This window comes from Streptomyces sp. S.PNR 29, from assembly GCF_030386795.1.
Lineage (GTDB): Bacteria > Actinomycetota > Actinomycetes > Streptomycetales > Streptomycetaceae > Streptomyces.
On the sequence record NZ_JANUQM010000009.1, the window covers coordinates 307,876 to 326,592 of the forward strand.

Below are 18,717 nucleotides of genomic sequence, written 5' to 3' on the forward strand. Positions count from 1 at the left end.
CCTCCGGTATCCCTCTCAGGTACGACGAGCCCACGGACAAGCCCTCAGTATCCCGAGGGCCGGACCAGCCCCGACTCGTACGCGAACACCGCCGCCTGCGTCCGGTCCCTGAGGCCCAGCTTCACCAGGATGCGGCCGACGTGCGTCTTCACGGTCTGTTCGGCGACGACGAGGCGCTGGGCGATCTCCGCGTTCGACAGTCCCTGCGCGATCAGGGCCAGCACCTCCGTCTCCCGCTCGGTCAGGTCGCCGACGCGCTGTTTCAGCGGGGCGCGCGGCCGGTCGGGCAGGCGGGAGAACTCGGTGAGCAGCCGCCGGGTGATGCCGGGCGCGAGCAGCGCGTCCCCGGCCGCCACGACCCGGATCGCCTCGGCGAGCTGGTTCGCGGACGCGTCCTTCAGCAGGAACCCGGACGCGCCGGCGCGCAGCGCCTCGTACACGTACTCGTCGAGGTCGAAGGTGGTGAGCACCAGCACCCTGATGTCGGGAGTCGCGCCGATGATGCGGCGGGTGGCCTCGATGCCGCCCAGCTCGGGCATGCGGATGTCCATCAGGACGACGTCCGGCGCGAGTTCGGCGACCTTGGCGACGGCGTCCAGCCCGTCCACCGCCTGGCCGATCACCTCGATGTCGGGCTGGGTGTTGAGCAGCACGGTGAAGCCCTGGCGGACCATCTGCTGGTCGTCGGCGATGACAACGCGGATGGGGCTGCTCGTCATGCGGTGTCGTCCTTGGGGTCGGTGGCCGGAGCGGCGGCCGGGTCGGAAGCGGGGGCGGGAAGCCCGGTATCGGAGGCGGAGAGACCGGTATCGGCCGCGGGGAGACCGGTACCGGCCGTGGGGCGACCGGTATCGGCCGCGGGGCCGTCGTCACGCACGTGCGCCGGCAGGAAGGCCGACACCTGGTAGCCGCCGTCCGGCTCGGGGCCCGCCCACAGGCCGCCGCCGAGCATCGCGACCCGCTCCCGCATGCCGAGCAGCCCGTGCCCCGCCCCCGACGACGGTGGCGCGGCCCGCGTCGGGCGGGAGTTGACGACCATCATGCTCAACCCGAACGTGTGGTGCTCGACCTGGACACGGGCGGTCGCGCCGGGCGCGTGGCGCAGGACGTTGCTCAGCGCCTCCTGCACGATGCGGTACGCCGACAGCTCCACGCCGGACGGCAACGGCCGCCGCTCGCCGGTGACGTCGAGGGTCACGGTCAGGCCGGCCGCCCGGGTGTTCTCCACGAGCGCGTCGAGCCGGTCGAGGGTGGGCTGCGGGGCGTCCGGGGCGGCGCCGGTGCCGGGACCGTCGAGCGGCTGAGGGGCATCCGGGTGCTCCGAGCGCAGGACGCCGAGCACCCGGCGCAGTTCGGTGAGCGCCTCCAGCGCGTTCTGCCGGATGCCGGCGAGGTTCTCCTTGAGCTCCTCGGGCGGGTCCTGGACGAGGTGCGGGGCGACCTGGGCCTGGATGGAGATCACGGACATGTGGTGGGCCACCACGTCGTGCAGCTCGCGCGCGATGCGGCTGCGCTCCTCCAGCAGGGTGCGCCGGGCGCGTTCCTCGGCGGTGATCGTCTCCTGCTCCACCAGCTGGGTGCGGGCCTCCGCCCGCCCTCGGAACGCGATGCCGACCAGGACGGCCACGGCGAAGACGGAGACCGCTGTCGTCCCCGTCGACGAGTACTGCCCTCCGCCGTTCAGCCCCGTCATGATGGCCGTCGCCAGACCGGTCGCCGCCAGCGTCGCGACCGTGGTGCGCGTGGTCCGTCGCAGGGCGAGCAGGAGGAAGACGGCCGCGTGGGCGAGGACCTCCGGCGTGCTCCAGGGATAGTTGGGTCCCGGCTGGACCGGCGGAAGCGTCTCGCGGACGGCCAGGGCCGTGACGACGGTGCCGCCCAGCGACAGGGCCCAGGCGCGGCCCGGCCAGCGCAGGGCCAGGACGACGGCCACGCCCTGGACCAGGCCGGCCAGCAGGCCCTGCGCGGTGGTGAGCCGATAGTGCCGGCTCATGTCGTTGCCGCCGGCCAGGAAGACACCGAGGGCGAGCCAGCAGACCAGGAGGCAGACCAGCAGGCGCAGCCAGCGACGGACACGGCCCCCCGGCCCCTGCTCCACCCCCGGTCGCATCACGCGGTACAGCCTAGACATGGGGCACGTCCGCCGGCGTCCGCCGATCCGACGGACGATGCGCCCGGACGACCCGCGACCGGCTCCGGCCCCCGCCGCCCTGCTCGTACGACCGGAAGGCGGCCCAGCAGACGCCCAGGGCCAGGGCGAACACCGGCAGCCAGACGAGCCGGGCCGCGACCCAGTCCAGGCCCTCGGGGCGGGTGTGCAGGCCGGGCAGGCGGCCCGCGAGGAGACCGGTGGCCGTGGTGGCCATCAGGGCCGTCTGGTGCCAGAGGAAGACCGTCATCGCGGAGAGGTTGACCAGTGCCACCGCCGCCCAGGCCATCGGCCTGCGCATCGCCCGGCGCAGCCGCTCGCGCAGCAGCAGGGCGAGGCCGCACTGGGCCAGTCCGAAGGTGACGGCCGCCAGCGTCGGCGGGTCGAGGTTGGACACCGCGGCGCCCGGGACACCGACCATCGACGCCGGGTAGCCCGCCCACGCCACCAGCGCCGCGGTCACCGCCGCCCCGCCGGCGAGCAGGATCCAGCCCGCACGGCGGCGCTCCAGCTCGCCGCGGGTCCAGGCGGCACCGAGGGCGTAGGGCACCATCCAGCCCGCCGCCAGATTCACCCAGCCGAGCCAGGACGGGGCGTCGAGGCCGAAGCGCAGGAGGTCCACATGGAGGACGACGGCCAGCGGCCAGAGCGGGTTGAGCCGGGTCAGCAACGGGGTCGCCGCCGTCAGCGCGGCGAAGACGAGGAGGAACCACAGCGGGGACAGGGCCAGTTTGACCAGCGTGCGGACCGTCAGGAAGTCCGCGCCGGTCAGGAGCAGCAGGGTCGCGGCCACCGTCCACAGGGTGAGGACGGCGGCGACCGGTTTGAACAGCCGGGACAGGCGGGTGGTCAGCCAGCGCCGGTACGGAATGCCGCGGCGGCGGGCGGATGCGTGACTGCGGGTGGCCACATGGCCGCCGACCAGGAAGAACACGGCCAGGGTCTGGAAGGCCCAGGAGACCGGGGCCAGCCAGGGCATGTGCTGCAAGGGGCTGGCGGTGCGCAGGGTGCGGCCGTCCGCGACCAGGGCCGTCACCAGCCAGTGGCCGAGGACGACGCCGAGGATCGCGATGGCGCGCAGGGCGTCGACGGCGCGGTCGCGGTCCGCGGGGGTGGCGGCGTCGACGCGGGCGGCGCTGTGCCGCAGGCGGTGCCGGGCGCCGCGCGGGCTCACTTCAGTCACGGGTCACCTCCGTGGTCTCGCCCAGGGCGATCCGGGCGAGGTTCGTCAGGGAGACGGAGCCCGGGGTGAAGTAGTCGCTGTGGCCGCCGTCGCCGGCGGCGAAGACCCGGGCGCCGAAGGCCGGGGACACCGGGTCGGTGCCGAAGCCGACGGTCGTGCCGAACAGGTCGGCCTTGATGTGCGGGACGTTCGCCACCCAGTCGTCGGCGCCGCGCGCCGCCCAGACGCGTGCGCGGGTGTGCAGGGCCGCGGCGGAGTCGGCGCCGGTGCCGGGGCTGCCGACCAGGGCGATGTCGTCGGCGTCCAGGCCTGCGGCAGCGCGGCCGCACACGACCGAGCCGTAGGAGTGGCAGAGCAGGGAGATGTGCGCCCTCGGGCCCACGAGGCCGCGGAGTCGGTCCACGAAGGAGCGCAGGTGGGGGGCGGCCTGATCGGCGCGGGTCGTCGTGGTGACCGTGGTGCTGACCGTGCCGGGCGTCTCGTAGCCCAGCCAGGCCACGACCGCGGTGCCGGTGCCCTGCGGGGCCTCGCGCAGGAGGCGTCGGTGCAGGGCCTCGGCGGCGGCGTGGAAACGGCCGTAGGTGTCGAGGTTCGTGTCGGAGCCCGGGACCAGCACGGCGATGCGGTCCGCGTGCGCGAGGTCGCCGAAGACCTCCGTCGCGCGGCCGGCGCCGCGGCCGTCGAAGGCCAGAAGGTGCCGGGACGGGGCGGCCAGGGAGCGGTCCGCTGCGGCGCGACGGTGGTCGCCGTGGCCGGCGGCCATGTGGGACGCCGCCAACGCGCCCGCTCGGTTGGCGGCGTAGGCGTCCTGGAGGGTGGCCGCGGTGACGGGCGGGAGTGCGGCGGGGGCCGGGGCCGGGATCGCGGGCCGCGTCGCGCCGGAGAGGGGGAACACCACGGCTGTGGTGACGAGGGCGGCGAGCAGGGCACGGCGCCACCTCCGGGCGTGGCGGGGTTTCCCGTGAGGTTCGCTCTCCTGCTCCCCCCGGCTGCCTTCCCCGTGCTCCTCGCGCAGGCGGCCACCGGCCCCGTCACGCAGCGCGACACCTGTCTCCGGCAGCCGCCCCTCCGCCCCAAGCCCCATGCCCGTCGCCCCTCCCAGACCGCCCGCCCATCGGGCTTGTCTGGTGGGGAAGTTATAAATGCGGGCTCGTAGCCGGCGTCACGCCAGGGAGCTCACCTGAGGCGTAGCTCTCAGGTACTACGGGTATGACGGAGTCGCCTCAGGGTCACCACGCCAACTGGGCGATCTCCTCCGCCACCACCGCGCACGCGTCCGCCGCCGGGTCGATCAGCGGGAAGTGGCCGACGTCCTCCAGCAGCGTCACGCCCACCACCTCGCCGGCCTTCGCCGCCGCTTCCGCGTACGAGTCGGCGACCGCCTGCGGGACATCCAGGTCCGCACGGCCCTGCACGAGGGTGGTGGCGATGCCGGTGGGCAGCAGCAGAGCCGGGTCCACGTACGGCAGCCGCTCGGCGAACCGCTCGTCATCGCCGAGGAGTTGCCGCGCGGCGCCCCCGCACACGTCCAGCTTGTCGGCGACCGTGAAGTCGGCGATGGGCGCGAGGGCCACCACCCCGCGCAGGGCCGCGGGCCGGTCGGTGCGCCAGGGCGCGTCGGCGGGCAGCACATGGCGGGCCGCCGCCCACAGCGCGAGGTGGCCGCCCGCCGAGTGACCGGTGAGCACCGTACGGCGCGGGTCGGCCTGGGGCAGGACCTCCCGTACGAGCGCGGGCAGCGCGTCGAGCGCGGCGGCGACGTCGTCGAGGGTGTCGGGCCAGCGCCCGGCCACGGCGGCTTCGCCCTGCCCCTCCTGGCCCTCGGCCCCACGCCGGTACTCCACACTCGCCACCGCGAAGCCGCGGCGGGCCAGGAAGTCCGCGAACGGGCTGACGTGCCGCCGGTCGTACGGAGCCCGCCAGGCGCCCCCGTGCAGCACGACCACCAAGGGCACCGCCCCGCCCGGCCCGCCCGTCCCGCGCGGGGCGTAGAAGTCGATCACCTGGTCGGGGTGATCGCCGTACGCGACGGTGGAGTCGGGGTCGACCGGCGCGTGCGCGAAGGCCGACTTCTCTTCTGCGGCGGCGCGGGCTGCGGCATCGTCCGGCATGCTCCAACCTCTCAGCGATGAAACGAACTTGGCGGACCAGGAGAGAGCAGTCAGCCTCTGGGCCGGGACGGTATCAGGCGGGTGACGTGCGCCGACATGTGGATGTCACGCTGGGTGAGGTTCAGGGAGGCCCTGTTCCCGCACCGCCCGGCCCCGGCACCCCGGCCGCCGCGACGGCCGGGGTGTACGTCACCGGCGAGAACCGGTGACGCTCAGCCCAGGGTCTCCCCGAGCACCCGCGCCGCCCGCTCCACGTCCGCGAACCCGACGTACAGCGGCGTGAAGCCGAAGCGCAGGACGTCCGGGGCACGGAAGTCCCCGACCACCCCCCGCTCGATCAGCCGCCTCATCACGTCCCCGGCGTCCTCGCACCGCAACGCCACCTGGCTGCCCCGCTCCTGGTGAGCGACCGGAGTCAGGCACTCCACGCGCCCCTCGCCCACGTACTCCCCGACGCACTCCAGGAAGAAGTCGGTGAGCGCGAGGGACTTGGCCCGTACGGCGCCGATGGACACGCCGTCCCACACCTCCAGCGCCGCCTCCAGGGCGAGCATGGAGAGGATGTCGGGCGTGCCGACGCGGCCGCGCAGGGCACCGGACGCCGGTGCGTACGCGGTCCGCATGCCGAAGGGCTCGGCGTGGGAGTTCCAGCCGGGCAGGGGCGAGTCGAAGCGGTCCTGCAACTCCCCGCGGACGTACAGGTACGCCGGTGAGCCCGGGCCGCCGTTCAGATACTTGTAGGTGCAGCCGACCGCGAGGTCCACACCGTGCTCGTCCAGCCCCACCGGCAGCGCGCCCGCGCTGTGGCACAGGTCCCAGACGGCGTACGCCCCCGCCGCGTGCACGGCCGCCGTCAGCGACGGCAGGTCGTGCAGCCGGCCGGTGCGGTAGTCGACGTGGTTGAGCAGGACCGCGGCGGTACGGTCGCTCAGCGAGGACGGCACCTCCGAAGGAGTCACCGCGCGCAGGGTGCGGCCGGTCAGGCGGGCCGCCGACTCGGCTATGTAACCGTCCGTGGGGAACGTCGTCGCGTCGACCAGGATCTCGTCCCGGTCCTGGCCCGCGAGCCGCACCGCCCCCACCAGCGCCTTGAACACGTTGACGCTCGTCGAGTCACCGACGACGATCTGCCCCGGCGCCGCCCCGACCAGCGGAGCGATCCGGTCACCGATCCGCTCCGGCGCCGTCCACCAGCCGCTCTCCTCCCAGGAGCGGATGCGCAGTTCGCCCCACTGCCTGCGGATGACGTCCGCCACCCGCGCCGGGACGTTCGCCGGCAGGGCGCCCAGGGAGTTTCCGTCCAGGTAGACCACGTCGTCCAGGACGAAGCGGGACCGCAGCGGGGCCAGGTCGTCGCCGGTGTCCAGCTTCTCCGCGCGCACAGCGAGCTCGGACACATGACGCTCAGACATACGACCTCGCCGTCCACAGCTCCGGGAACACGTTCTTGCGGGCACGCTTCTCCAGCCAGGCCACGCCGGCGGAGCCGCCCGTGCCGGGCTTGGCGCCCATCGCGCGGCGGGTGGCGACCAGGTGGTCGTTGCGCCAGCGCCACACCAGTTCGGCGACGTCGGTCAGCGCCTCGCCGAGGCGGGCCAGTTCGGCGTCCTGGTCGCCGGAGTACACGGCCGTCCAGGCCGCCTCGACGGCGTCCGAGTGTTCGTAGCGCTGGGTGACGTCCCGGCGCAGGACCGCCTCGGGGATCGCGTGGCCGCGGCGCGCGAGGAGCCGTACCACCTCGTCGTACAGGCTGGGCTCGTGCAGCGCCTTCTCCAGTTCGGCGTGGACGCGTGGCGCGCCCCGGTGCGGGACCAGCATCGACGCGGACTTCTCACCGAGCAGGAACTCCATACGGCGGTACATCGCCGACTGGAAGCCGGAGCCCTCGCCCAACGCACTGCGATAGGCGTTGAACTGGACCGGGGTGAGCTGCCCGAGCGGCTTCCAGGAGGCGTTCAGCGCCTCCAGCTCCCGGACGCTGCGCTTCAGCGCGGCGACGGCCGTCGGTACGTCGTCCGCGCGCAGGGCGTGCGCCGCGGTCTCCCACTCGTGGACGATGACGGTGAACCACAGCTCCATGACCTGGGTCGTGACCAGGAAGACCATCTCTCCGGGATCGTCGGAGAGGGGCTGCTGGAGGTGGGTCAGCACGTCCGCCTTGACGTAGTCCTCGTAAGGCGTCGTGCCGGCGAAGTCGAGATGCGGGGTCTCGGGCTCGTGAGCCTCGTGGGACATCGCTGTCTCCTGTTGTGCACTCCGGGTAGCGGTCCGCCCCTGCCGTTACCGGCACGGGGGCCCCGGTCCCCAGGTGCATCCTGCGCAATCGACCCCGGGTACGGCAAGGCGGGGCCTCGCCGTACCCGGTCAGGAGCTCAGCCCAGTACCTCGGCCGCGGTCGGCGAGGAGTCCTTCAGGAACTGGCTGCAGCGCTCGTACTCCTCCTTCTCGCCGATCGCCTGGGCGGCGCGGGCGAGGGCGTGCAGGGCGCGCAGGAAGCCGCGGTTCGGCTCGTGCTCCCAGGGCACCGGGCCGTGGCCCTTCCAGCCGCTGCGGCGCAGGGCGTCCAGGCCGCGGTGGTAGCCGGTGCGGGCGTAGGCGTACGACTCCACGACGCTGCCCCGCTCGAACGCCTCGTCGGCCAGCCGTGCCCAGGCCAGCGAGGAGGTCGGGTGCTTCGCGGCGACGTCCGCGGCCGCCGTCCCGCCCGCCAGCAGCTCACGCGGCTCCGGGTCGTCGGGGAGGTGGGTCGGGGGCGGTCCCCCGAGGAGGTTTTCGTGAATGGCCATGGGACCAGTCTGGTACATCGCCCGGCACCGGTGCCGCCCGGCCGCTCATGCCCCGAGCGCACGTCGAGCCCGGCGCCGCAGCGCCGGGCTCGCCGTGGAGGACCCCGGTTACTTCAGCTTGGTGCCGGCCGAGCGCAGGTTCTGGCAGGCCTCGACGACCCGCTTGGCCATGCCGGCCTCGGCCAGCTTGCCCCAGGTGCGCGGGTCGTAGGTCTTCTTGGAGCCGACCTCGCCGTCGACCTTCAGGACGCCGTCGTAGTTCTTGAACATGTGGTCGGCGACCGGACGCGTGAAGGCGTACTGGGTGTCCGTGTCGATGTTCATCTTGACCACGCCGTTCTCCAGGGCGGTCAGGATCTCCTGCTCGGTGGAGCCGGAGCCGCCGTGGAAGACGAAGTCGAACGGCTGGCTGCCGGCCGGCCGGCCGTACTTGGCGGCGACGCCCTCGTTCAGCTCCTTCAGCAGCTCGGGGCGGAGCACCACGTTGCCCGGCTTGTACACGCCGTGGACGTTGCCGAAGGACGCGGCCAGCAGGTAGCGGCCCTTGTCGCCGAGGCCGAGGGCCTCCGCCGTGCGGACGGCGTCGTCGACCGTCGTGTACAGGGAGTCGTTGATCTCGTGCGAGACGCCGTCCTCCTCGCCGCCGGTCGGGGTGATCTCGACCTCAAGGATGATCTTCGCGGCGCGGGCGCGCTCCAGCAGCTCCTGGGCGATGGTCAGGTTGTCGGCCAGGGTCTCCGCGGAACCGTCCCACATGTGCGACTGGAACAGCGGGTTCTCACCGCGGGCGACGCGCTCCTCGGAGACCGCGAGCAGCGGACGTACGTACCCGTCGAGCTTGTCCTTCGGGCAGTGGTCCGTGTGCAGGGCGACGTTGATGTCGTACTTCTTGGCGACGATGTGCGCGAACTCGGCCAGGGCCACGGCACCGGTCACCATGTCCTTGCTGTGCTGGCCGCCCAGGAACTCGGCACCGCCGGTCGAGATCTGGACGATGCCGTCGCTCTCCGCCTCCGCGAAACCACGCAGGGCCGCGTGCAGGGTCTGGGAGGAGGTGACGTTGATGGCCGGGTAGGCGAACTGTCCTGCCTTCGCCCGGTCCAGCATCTCGTTGTAGACCTCGGGAGTTGCGATGGGCATCTGTCCGCTCCTCGTATGTGCGGGTTGGCGTACTGCGTTCTTTACGGCCCTGACCTAGACCTTGGGGTGCGACGTCATCGTCGGCCCCATCTTTCCAGACTCGGCCGGAAGGTCCATGCCGCCGTCCAGTCCCTGGTCAGTCGAGGCCCAGGTCGTCCTTGGAGTACGCGTAGAGGTACGGCACCCCGGCCCGCTCGGCGACCGCCTCGGCCGCGCCCGTCGCGCGGTCCACGATCGTCGCGACCGCGACGACCTCGGCGCCGGCCTCGCGCAGCGCCTCCACGGCGGTCAGCACCGAGCCGCCGGTGGTGGAGGTGTCCTCCACGGCGAGGACGCGGCGGCCCTTGACCTCCGCGCCCTCGATGCGCCGCTGCAGCCCGTGCGCCTTGCCCGCCTTGCGCACCACGAAGGCGTCGAGCACCTTCCCGCGGGCGGCGGAGGCGTGCAGCATCGCGGTCGCCACCGGGTCGGCGCCGAGCGTCAGACCACCGACGGCCTCGAAGTCCAGGTCGGCGGTCAGGTCGAGCATGACCTGACCGACCAGGGGGGCGGCCACGCCGTCGAGGGTGACGCGGCGGAGGTCCACGTAGTAGTCGGCTTCCTTGCCCGACGACAGGGTCACCTTGCCGTGCACCACGGCCTTGTCCTTGATCTGCTGCAGCAGCGCGCCGCGTACGTCACTCATGCCCGCCAGCTTAGGGGTCCTTTCACTATGAGCGTCCGATCAGAGTGAAAGGACCCCTTAGAGGCGCCGCCAGCTCCAGGTCGTCGTGGCCTCCAGCGGCTCCAGGAGCGTGACCAGGCGCGGCAGGGTGTTCAGCCCGTTGGGCGGGCCGGTCTGCGGCTCCACGCACACGGCGGCGTCCTGCTCGTCGTACACCACGACCCACTGCTCGGGGCTGGTCACCGTCAGCGCCAGCTGCCCCGGCCAGGTGAGGGTGACGTCCACCCCGCCCGGCATGCCGAAGCAGTCGTCCCAGGGGCCGGGCCGGGGGTCGACGCGGTTGCCGGTGGGCAGGTGGTCGTCGCCGCGTTCCTCCTGCCAGGAGGGGCTGAAGTCGATCCGCACGTCCTCCCCTCCCAGGTTCCGGTTGAACCACGGGTGCCAGCCGATCTGGGCCGGGAAGGAGGACTCGGACGTCTCCACGGACATCGTCAGCGTCACGGAGTCCTCGGTGAGGCCGACGACCTGGGTGACACGGCCGGGGTAGGGCCAGGGGTCGGCCAGGTCGTACGTGATCACCGCCTCGTCCGCCGTCGTGCGGGCGATGTTCCAGGCACCGTCGCGCGCGGTGCCGTGGATGGCGTGCGGTGGGGAGTTGAGCGGCATCTGGTGGACGACGGCACCGTCCATGAAGCGGCCCTCACGGATGCGGCCGCACCAGGGGACCATCGGAAAACAGCCGTAGCGGTCGCCCTGGCGGAGCAGTTCGACTCCGCCGACGCGGAGTCCTCCCAGGCGTCCGCCGTTGCCCGGCAGCACGGTCAGCTCCGCGTCACCCGCGGTCAGCGTGATGGTTTCGTCACTCACGTTCATCGACCCTACTGGGGTGATCAAGAGGGCGCCGTCGATCCGGCCGACCCGGCCTTGACCTCAAGTGAGGTTGAGTTTCTACGGTCGGCCTCGTCGAACCAGCGCAAGCCAAGACGGAGGACCGGCCATGGAGTACTCGCACAGCGACGCCGAACTGCTCCGGCAGCCCATCGGCTACTGGAGCTGGGCGGCCTACAAGGCCGTCGTCACCCGCACCCGGAACGCCCTCGCCGACATCGGCACCACCCAGCCGCAGTGGTGGGTCCTCGCGCAGGTCGCACGCGCCGAGACCGCCAGAACCCGCGACGAGGTGTCCCGCCTCCTGCGCAACTACCTCGACACGGGCCCGGACACCATGGAGGCGGAGATCGACCGGACGATCGCCCAGGGCTGGATCACCGAGGACGCCGGCGGACGCCTGGCCCTCACGGCCGAGGGCCGGGCGTTCTACGACAAAGCCGCGGCCTTGCAGGACGAGCTGTGGGCGGAACGGCACGCGGGCGTCTCCGACGAGGAGTACCTGACCACCCTCAAGGTGCTGCAGCGATTCATCCACAACACGGGCGGCCGTGCCTGGCACCACTAGCCCCCCGGGAGCCGCTGCCGCCTAGTCGATGATCTGGTTGAAGAACAGGACGGCCATGGCGCTCGCGCCGCTGCCGACGCTGACCGCGAGGGGCCAGGCGTTGCCGGCCAGCGCCGACAGGACGGCGGCACCGATGCCGACCAGGGCGGCCAGCAGGAAGACCATGGCGGCACGCTGGCTGAGCAGTGGGCCGTTGCCGTCCCGTCCCGGGCGGTTCTGCTGGGCCACCTCAGTGCTCCTTGCGGCGGGTCAGCGGTGCACGAGGTCGCCGTGCCGGAGAGCGGGCACGGTCCCGTCGTACGGCTCCTGCGCGGGACGGACCAGCTCGAAGCGCACCTCGTCCCCGTCGGTCCGGACCCCGTACACGGCCGGCTCGGGCAGGCTGTTGTAGTGGAACGGCGTCGAGAAGTAGTACGCGCCGGTGTCCGGGAGGACGACGATGTCGCCGGGCTCCAGCGACGGCAGCGCACGGTCGCGGGCCAGCAGGTCGCCCGCGAAGCAGGCCGGGCCGGCGATGTCCTGCCGTACCGGGGTGCCGTGCTTGACGCCGCCGTCCGGCCCGTGGGCGGTGATCCGCAGCGGCCAGGCGTCGGGGTTGAACACGGTACGGGTGGCGACCTGCACCCCGGCGTGGGTGACGGCGATGGAGCGGCCGCCCGCGCTCTTGGTGTACTCGACGTGTGCGGCGGTGAAGCCGTTCTTGGCCAGGACCGAGCGGCCGAACTCGGTGACGATCTCGTACCTGCCGGAGAACAGGTCGGGCACGTGCTCGTTCAACTGGTCGACGTACGCGTCGAAGCCGGGAGTGACCTCGTCGCCGGCGAAGTTGACGGGCAGCCCGCCGCCGATGTCGATGCCGGTCACCTGGGGCTCCTCGCGCCCGCGGTTGACCTCCTCGGCGAACTCCACCGCCTGCGCCACCGCCTGGGCCATCAGCTCCAGCGGGCAGCCCTGTGAGCCGGCGTGCGTGTGCACCCAGGTCAGCCACGGGCGCTCCCGGTACGCCTCGATCAGCCGGTGACGGCTGCCCGGATCCGCCAGGGGGATGCCGAACTTCGACGTCTGCGTGGCCGTGCTCATCGCGGCGATCGTCCCGCCGCCCAGCTGGGGGTTGACACGCACGCCGATCCGCGAGCGGGGCGTGTCCCCGGCGAGGAGGGTGTCGATCCGGGACAGTTCCTGGAAGTTGTCCACGTTGATCATGACGCCGAGGCTCAGGGCCCGCTCCAGCTCCGCGCGGGTCTTGGCCGGTGAGTCGAACACGATGCGGTCCGGCTCGAACCCCGCCGCCCGTGCCCGGTCCAGCTCGCCGCCGGTCGCCACCTCGCAGCCCATGCCGAGGCTCCGCAGCTCCGCCAGCACGGGCACGAGACTGTTCGCCTTCGCCGCGAAGGCGTGCAGGACGCGGGGCCCGCCGGGGAACGCCCGGTGCAGCGCCCCGACGGTGTCCGCGAGGCCGTCGAGGTCGACGAACCCGGCCAGCGCGGACCGCTCGGGGTCCAGCACCCCCTGCCGTACGGCGGCCCGCAGGATGCGCTCACGTCGCGCGGCGGCTTCGGTGACGTCGGTCATGGTGTTCCCCCTGGTGGCGGTTTGGCGTGAACGGAACCCCAGGCTGCCCGGCCCCGCCTCGGGGCGTCTTCGTGGAGTACGGAGAAGTCGGAACCGCGGGGAGCCCCTCCGGGCCAACGCCCCCGGCCGCACGCTCCGGTCGTTGTGCGCGGCGACGAAGAAGGGACGGTTCCGTGGTACCGACGGCCAAAGGACTGGCGAACCCGGCCCCGTCGGCGGCGGCCGTCAAGCCCTGCACCACCCGCCGTGGCGAACGCGGCCCGCCGGACGTAGACCCCGGTTTCGGCGCCCCCGGCCGGCGCCGGGCGCAAGGCGGCGTCGGCCATCTCGGCGTGCCGGCGGCCGGAGGGCGTGGCGCGGTGGCGTCCTGTCAGGGCTGGGTCGGGCAGGGAGTTCCCTCCCCGTTCTCGCGGTCGCGCAGGCGTAGCTGGATCTGGGCGAGCAGCCGGGCGTCGGGGTCGTCGAGGTCGATGCCCGACAGGGCGGTGATGCGGCGCAGCCGGTACCGCAGGCTGTTGGGGTGTACGCCCAGGGCGCGGGAAGCGGCGGGCACGTCGCCGAAGTGGTCGAGGTACGCCCGCAGTGTCTGCACCAGGCAGCTCCCGCTGTGCTCGGCGTCGAAGGCCGCCAGCCGGGCCACGGGCGTCCGCGGTGGCAGCGTCACCTCGCGCAACGCGTCCAGGACCTGGAGCATGCCCACCGTCTCCACGACGTCCTCGGTGCTCGCGACGGCACGGGAGCCCCCGGCCGCCAGCAGCGCGTCGAGGGCCAGCTCGGCCGACCTGCGGGACTCGGGCAGCCGGGCCAGGCCCGGGACCACGTCGCCCAGACCGACCCGCACGGTCGCCCGCAGTGTGACCGAGAGGCGTTTCGCCAGCGCCGCCCCCAGCTCCGCCAGCCGGGCGCCGGCCCGCTGCGGATCCTGGTCCAGCGGGCCCAGCACCACCAGCGCCCTGTCCCTCACCGGCACGACGACGGCCTCGTGGCCGTGGGCGGAGCAGTGCAGCGCGAGCAGGCCGGGCAGCCGCAGGGCGTCGTCGCCGCCCCGGGACCCGTGGTGCACCGCGAGGACGGCACAGGCGTCCCGCACCGGCAGCGAAGCACGTTCCGCCAGGACCTCGGGCGACCCGCGCCCCTCCAGTACCGCGCGTGCCGCGTCCTCCACGAGCCGGGTGTCCACACCGCGCGTACGGTGCCTCAGCAGATGCGGTGCCGCCGCCCGGGCCGCCGTACGCAGGGCCTCGGACGCGTCCGGGGCGAGCGGCCGGCCCGCGACCGCGGCCACCCAGATGGACCCCAGTACCTCACCGCCCGCCCGCACGGCCGCCACCAGGCGCTCCGGGTCGTCGCCCTTGGCCGGCCGGTACAGGACGTCGTCCGCGCCCCACAACGCCCGGAAGAAGCCGGCCTCCCGCATCGCCGCGACCCGCGACGGCGGCACGCGGCGCCCGAGGATGGTCAGCCGGCGCTGTTCGTCCACGTCCTGCTCGGTCGAGGAGTAGGCCAGCACCCGGGACTCCGGGTCCTCGATCGTCACCGAGCCCCCCGTGAGCGCCGCCACCGCCTCGGCCAGCCGCTCCAGGTCCCCGAGCGCGACGGCCTGTGCCGTGGGGCCGGGAGGTACCCCCGCCGAGGCCAGCCCGGCCCGCACCACCCCCACCAGCTGCTCCCAGGTGCACCACGCCGTACGGAACAGGACCGCGGTACCGGCCTCCGTGGCGGCCGTCCGCAGCCCGGAGCCGGCGGGACCCGGCCCACCCGGGCCGAAAACCACCCCCGCCGCGTTCCCCTCGCCCGCTCGGCGCAGGACGTCCACGGCGTGCGCCGACCGCGCGTCGACGCCCACCGCGAGCAGCAGCTCCCCGGGCCGGATCCCGGGGTCCAGCGGATCCAGCACGGTGACACCGGTGACGGCCCCCGCCAGACCGGCGGGAGCCATGTGCAGCTCCAGCGCTCCCGCACCCACCACGGACAGCAGCCGCTCCAGCGTCACCTGCGCCGGCGAGGCGGCACCCCAGTCCGGTAAGACATGCCCGCCCATCGGCGTTCCCCCTCCGCCCTCGGCCCTCCGCGCCGGCAGATCAGCCCGCCAGCGCCTTCAGCCGGCTCACCGCTTCCTCCAGCACATCCGTCTGCTTGCAGAACGCGAACCGGACGAACGGTGCTCCCTCCTCGCGGTGGTCGTAGAACACGCCGTTCGGAATCGCGACGACCCCGGCCCGCTCCGGCAGGGTGCGGCAGAAGGTGAAGCCGTCGGCTTCCCCCAGAGAGCGGATGTCGGTGGTGATGAAGTACGTGCCGGCGGGGCGGAAGACCGTGAAGCCCGCCTCCTCCAGACCGGCCGCCAACAGGTCCCGCCTGGCCAGCATGTCCGCGCGGAAGGAGGCGAAGTAGGAGTCGGGCAGGGCCAGAGCCTCCGCGACCGCGTACTGGAACGGGCCCGACGAGACGTATGTCAGGAACTGCTTCGCCGAGCGGACCGCCGCCACCAGGCCGGCCGCCGCCGTCACCCAGCCGACCTTCCAGCCGGTGAAGGAGAAACTCTTCCCGGCCGACCCGATCGTCACCGTCCGCTCCCGCATCCCCGGGAACGTCGCCAGCGGCACGTGCTCGGCCTCGTCGAACACCAGGTGCTCGTACACCTCGTCGGTCACCACCAGCAGGTCCCGCTCCACCGCCAGCTCCGCGATCGCGGTGAGCTCCTCGCGGGTCAGGACGGTGCCCGTCGGGTTGTGCGGGGTGTTGATGAGCAGCAGGCGGGTGCGGTCGGTGACCGCGTCGCGCAGTTCGTCGAGGTCGAGGCGGAAGCTCCCGTCCCCCGGGCGCAGTGTCACCGGCACGCGCGTGCCGCCCGCCATGGCGATGCAGGCCGCGTACGAGTCGTAGTACGGCTCGAAGGCGATGACCTCGTCTCCGGGCTCCAGCAGCGCCAGCAGCGAGGCGGCGATGGCCTCGGTGGCCCCGGCCGTGACCAGCACCTCGGTCTCCGGGTCGTACGACAGTCCGTACCGGCGCAGCTGGTGCGCGGCGACCGCGGTGCGCAGCTCGGGGACGCCCGGGCCGGGCGGGTACTGGTTGCCGCGCCCGTCGCGCAGCGCCCGCACGGCCGCCTCGCGTACCTGCTCCGGGCCGTCGGTGTCCGGGAAGCCCTGTCCCAGGTTGATCGCCCCGGTCCGCACGGCCAGCGCGGACATCTCGGCGAAGATCGTCGTCCCGAACTCGGCGAGCCGGCGGTTGAGGAAGGGGCGTGCGCTGGAGGTCATGCCGGTCATCCTGCGCCGAAGCGCTGGACTTCCTCAACTGTGCTGTGCCGACGGGCGCCTGCGCCGGTACTCAGGACACCGTCTCCGAGCAGGGGCAGGGCCGTCGCCGACGGTCGTCATCCTGGTCGAGCACATGTCTGATCACGGTGTCCCGGGCCGGCAGTCCTTCTAGGATCTGCGGCATGGCAACCCGACTCGTGCAGATCAACATGAAGGCCCAGGACGACTCCGCGCTCGGCCGGTTCTGGGCGGAGGCACTCGGTTGGGGTGTCGACAGCGAGGGACCCGGCGTGACCAACCTCGAACCCGTGGGCTTCGCCTACCCCGACCCCGTGGCCGTCTGCATCGACATCGTCGCCCGCCCGGAGCCCAAAACGGTCAAGAACCGCGTGCACCTCGATCTGGCCACCACCTCGACCGCCCATCAAGCGGAGTTGGTCGCGCGCTTGAAGGATCTCGGCGCGACACTCGCCGACGTGGGGCAGGGCGACGTCCCCTGGACAGTGATGGCCGACCCGGAAGGAAACGAGTTCTGCGTCCTGGAGCCCCGCCCGATCTACCAGGACACCGGGCCGATCGCCGCGGTGGTGGTCGACTGCACCGACCCACGAGGGATGGCCCGGTTCTGGGGCGAGGCGATGGACTGGACGCTGCACGAGGTCACCGACGACCACGCGACCATGCGCTCCTCCGCAGGCGTCGGCCCCTACCTGGAGTTCCTCCGCACCCCCGACACCAAGAGCGTGTGGAACCGCGTCCACCTCGACGTCTGCCCCTACCCCGGTGACGACCTGGCCGCGGAGGCAGCCCGACTGCGCGCCCTGGGCGCCACCGACCCTGGTATCGATCAGTCCGCACTCTCCTGGACGGTTCTGGCCGACCCGGAAGGCAACGAGTTCTGCCTCCTCACCCCTCGCTGACCTTGAGCAACGCGTCCGGCCGGTTCGGGTGCAGCGGTAGTCATCGGCGATGCCCGTCGCAGTCAGCACCACGAGCCCGGAAGGGCTCAGTGGGTCGGGCGCCGCGGGGCACTCGCCACCCCTGAATCCCGGCCGCTCAGCGCGGCATCCAGCGTCTCCTGGGCCATGCGCATCGCCTCGGCGTACTTCGGCTCGACCATACGCTCCCAGGTCCGGTCCGGTGCGACGTCCTCGACCCGGCTCACCACCCACCAGATGTTGCCGAACGGATCCCGCACCCGGCCACCGCGATCCCCCCACGCGCTGTCAGCGGCCTCGGTGATCACCTGTGCCCCGTGCGCAACAGCAGCGGCCATGGCAGCGTCCGCGTCCGGGACGTAGACCCGCAGCAGCGAGGGCATCGCCGGCCAGTCGGGCCGTCGGTCGAAGGCCAGCACCACCGTGTCGCCGACACGGATCTCACCGTGGCCGATGGTGCCGTCCTCGACCGGCACCCGTGCGAGTTCCTCGCCATCGAACGCGGCGGTGATGAAGTCCAGCAGCGCACCGGTGTCGTCGGTGACCACCCACGGCGCAACGCTGGTGTAACCCTCGGGTGCGGTGTGCCTCATCGGTCTCGTCCCCTCGTGCGGTCCTTCGCGATGTGACGACCCTAGGGGCCGATTAGGACCATTACTGACCTAGATCGCGCACGAGACCAGCAGCATCCTTCTAGACGGCCCAGTGAGCCCCGGACCCTCTGAAGTTCCTCAACTCTGCTTTGGGTCGAGTGGGGGGCGGGCATCTCCCGGTCACGCAACGAGCGAGGCGCCCACGGGGGGCTGCTTCGGGGGAACTCACCGGGGGATTTCCGGGGGAATCGGAAGGAGGGTGGCGCCATGGTCATCGGCATCATCCTGGCGATTGTCATCGCTGTCGTGGTGGGGACGATCGTCGCCGCCGTGCGCAGCAGCCGGCGGAGCACGGTCCGGATGGCGGGCCACGGCGGCAGGGGAGGGTACCGCTCGTCGGGGAGCAGCCACGACAGCGGCAGCGACAACAGCTGGTGGGTGGCCTCGGCCGGTGCCGTGGCGAGCGACAGCGGCGGCGGCTCGGACGGGTCGTCCGGCGACCACTCGGGCGGCCACTCGTCGGGCCACTCCTGCGGCTCCAGCTCCTCCTCCTGCGGCTCCAGCTCCTCCTGCGGGGGCGGGTCGTCCTGCGGGGGCGGTGGCGGATGCGGTGGAGGCAGCTGACACGGGGCAGCTGAGCTCCGCCGAGGGGGAACCGCATCCGCACAGCGGGGTCCGTGCCAGGCACGGGCCCCGCGTTCTTGTTCCGGTTCCGTGTTCCGGTTCCGTGTTCCAGTCCCGTGTTCCAGTTCCGGGTTCCGGTTCGTGACGTACGCCGGTTTGCGACCACGCCGGGCGCACGCCTGAACGGGCCTGGCGTACGCCGTGGTTGAACAGTTGAGCTGATAAGCCCTCTGAAGGA

At 72.8% G+C, this 18,717-nt stretch carries 19 protein-coding genes; 3 read left to right on the forward strand and 16 right to left on the reverse strand.

The genetic code is table 11. The features are described from left to right. Nucleotides 1–44: 44 nt before the first annotated feature. The 11 genes from NW895_RS24895 to NW895_RS24945 form a co-directional block, all read right to left on the reverse strand. Complete coding sequence (locus tag NW895_RS24895) at nt 45–719, reverse strand: response regulator transcription factor (protein WP_289938164.1); 675 nt, start codon at nt 717–719, stop codon at nt 45–47. Further along, a complete protein-coding gene (locus NW895_RS24900) occupies nt 716–2,110 on the reverse strand; it encodes a sensor histidine kinase (protein WP_289938327.1) in 1,395 nt (464 codons plus the stop codon). Before NW895_RS24900 ends, NW895_RS24895 begins: the two co-directional genes overlap by 4 nt. A gap of 13 nt (nt 2,111–2,123) precedes the next feature. After that, complete coding sequence (locus NW895_RS24905) at nt 2,124–3,323, reverse strand: acyltransferase (RefSeq protein WP_289938329.1); 1,200 nt, start codon at nt 3,321–3,323, stop codon at nt 2,124–2,126. 1 nt (nt 3,324) lies between these two features. Then, nucleotides 3,325–4,416, reverse strand: coding sequence for an alpha/beta hydrolase (locus NW895_RS24910; protein WP_289938165.1), 1,092 nt, complete (start codon nt 4,414–4,416; stop codon nt 3,325–3,327). Between the two features lie 145 nt (nt 4,417–4,561). Beyond that, entirely contained in the window at nt 4,562–5,443 is an 882-nt protein-coding gene (locus NW895_RS24915) for an alpha/beta hydrolase (RefSeq protein WP_289938167.1), read from the reverse strand. A 212-nt stretch (nt 5,444–5,655) separates the two neighbouring features. Further along, nucleotides 5,656–6,855, reverse strand: a complete 1,200-nt coding sequence (gene kynU / locus NW895_RS24920; protein ID WP_289938169.1) for a kynureninase — start codon at nt 6,853–6,855, stop codon at nt 5,656–5,658. After that, on the reverse strand, nt 6,848–7,678 hold the full coding sequence (locus tag NW895_RS24925) for a tryptophan 2,3-dioxygenase family protein (RefSeq protein WP_289938171.1): 831 nt from the start codon (nt 7,676–7,678) through the stop codon (nt 6,848–6,850). Before NW895_RS24925 ends, kynU begins: the two co-directional genes overlap by 8 nt. 137 nt (nt 7,679–7,815) lie before the next feature. Then, nucleotides 7,816–8,229, reverse strand: a complete 414-nt coding sequence (locus tag NW895_RS24930; RefSeq protein WP_289938173.1) for a DUF3151 domain-containing protein — start codon at nt 8,227–8,229, stop codon at nt 7,816–7,818. 108 nt (nt 8,230–8,337) lie between these two features. Next, a complete protein-coding gene (gene fbaA, locus NW895_RS24935) occupies nt 8,338–9,369 on the reverse strand; it encodes a class II fructose-bisphosphate aldolase (RefSeq protein ID WP_289938174.1) in 1,032 nt (343 codons plus the stop codon). 136 nt (nt 9,370–9,505) lie between these two features. Next, entirely contained in the window at nt 9,506–10,054 is a 549-nt protein-coding gene (pyrE, locus tag NW895_RS24940; protein ID WP_289938175.1) for an orotate phosphoribosyltransferase, read from the reverse strand. A gap of 57 nt (nt 10,055–10,111) precedes the next feature. Then, entirely contained in the window at nt 10,112–10,900 is a 789-nt protein-coding gene (locus tag NW895_RS24945) for an aldose 1-epimerase (protein ID WP_289938176.1), read from the reverse strand. Nucleotides 10,901–11,030: 130 nt separating this feature from the next. Here NW895_RS24945 and NW895_RS24950 point away from each other — a divergent pair, with 130 nt between their 5' ends. Next, nucleotides 11,031–11,489 (forward strand): MarR family winged helix-turn-helix transcriptional regulator, encoded by a 459-nt coding sequence (locus NW895_RS24950; protein WP_289938177.1) that lies wholly within the window; start codon nt 11,031–11,033, stop codon nt 11,487–11,489. Nucleotides 11,490–11,510: 21 nt separating this feature from the next. Here the strand turns inward: NW895_RS24950 and NW895_RS24955 are convergent, their stop codons facing one another. From NW895_RS24955 to NW895_RS24970, 4 genes are all read right to left on the reverse strand, one after another. Beyond that, nucleotides 11,511–11,717, reverse strand: coding sequence for a hypothetical protein (locus tag NW895_RS24955; protein WP_289938178.1), 207 nt, complete (start codon nt 11,715–11,717; stop codon nt 11,511–11,513). 21 nt (nt 11,718–11,738) lie between these two features. Beyond that, nucleotides 11,739–13,061, reverse strand: a complete 1,323-nt coding sequence (locus NW895_RS24960; RefSeq protein ID WP_289938179.1) for a diaminopimelate decarboxylase — start codon at nt 13,059–13,061, stop codon at nt 11,739–11,741. Nucleotides 13,062–13,431: 370 nt separating this feature from the next. Next, nucleotides 13,432–15,102: a helix-turn-helix domain-containing protein gene (locus NW895_RS24965; protein WP_289938180.1), complete on the reverse strand. Its 1,671-nt coding sequence runs from the start codon at nt 15,100–15,102 to the stop codon at nt 13,432–13,434. Nucleotides 15,103–15,142: 40 nt separating this feature from the next. Then, nucleotides 15,143–16,333, reverse strand: a complete 1,191-nt coding sequence (locus NW895_RS24970) for a pyridoxal phosphate-dependent aminotransferase (RefSeq protein ID WP_289938181.1) — start codon at nt 16,331–16,333, stop codon at nt 15,143–15,145. Between the two features lie 173 nt (nt 16,334–16,506). Here NW895_RS24970 and NW895_RS24975 point away from each other — a divergent pair, with 173 nt between their 5' ends. Continuing rightward, nucleotides 16,507–17,244 (forward strand): VOC family protein, encoded by a 738-nt coding sequence (locus NW895_RS24975; protein WP_289938182.1) that lies wholly within the window; start codon nt 16,507–16,509, stop codon nt 17,242–17,244. A gap of 86 nt (nt 17,245–17,330) precedes the next feature. On the opposite strand, the gene NW895_RS24980 is transcribed toward NW895_RS24975, so the two are convergent. Then, a complete protein-coding gene (locus NW895_RS24980) occupies nt 17,331–17,855 on the reverse strand; it encodes a VOC family protein (protein WP_289938183.1) in 525 nt (174 codons plus the stop codon). Between the two features lie 267 nt (nt 17,856–18,122). Here NW895_RS24980 and NW895_RS24985 point away from each other — a divergent pair, with 267 nt between their 5' ends. Next, nucleotides 18,123–18,479 (forward strand): hypothetical protein, encoded by a 357-nt coding sequence (locus NW895_RS24985; RefSeq protein WP_289938184.1) that lies wholly within the window; start codon nt 18,123–18,125, stop codon nt 18,477–18,479. The last annotated feature ends 238 nt before the right edge of the window (nt 18,480–18,717 follow it).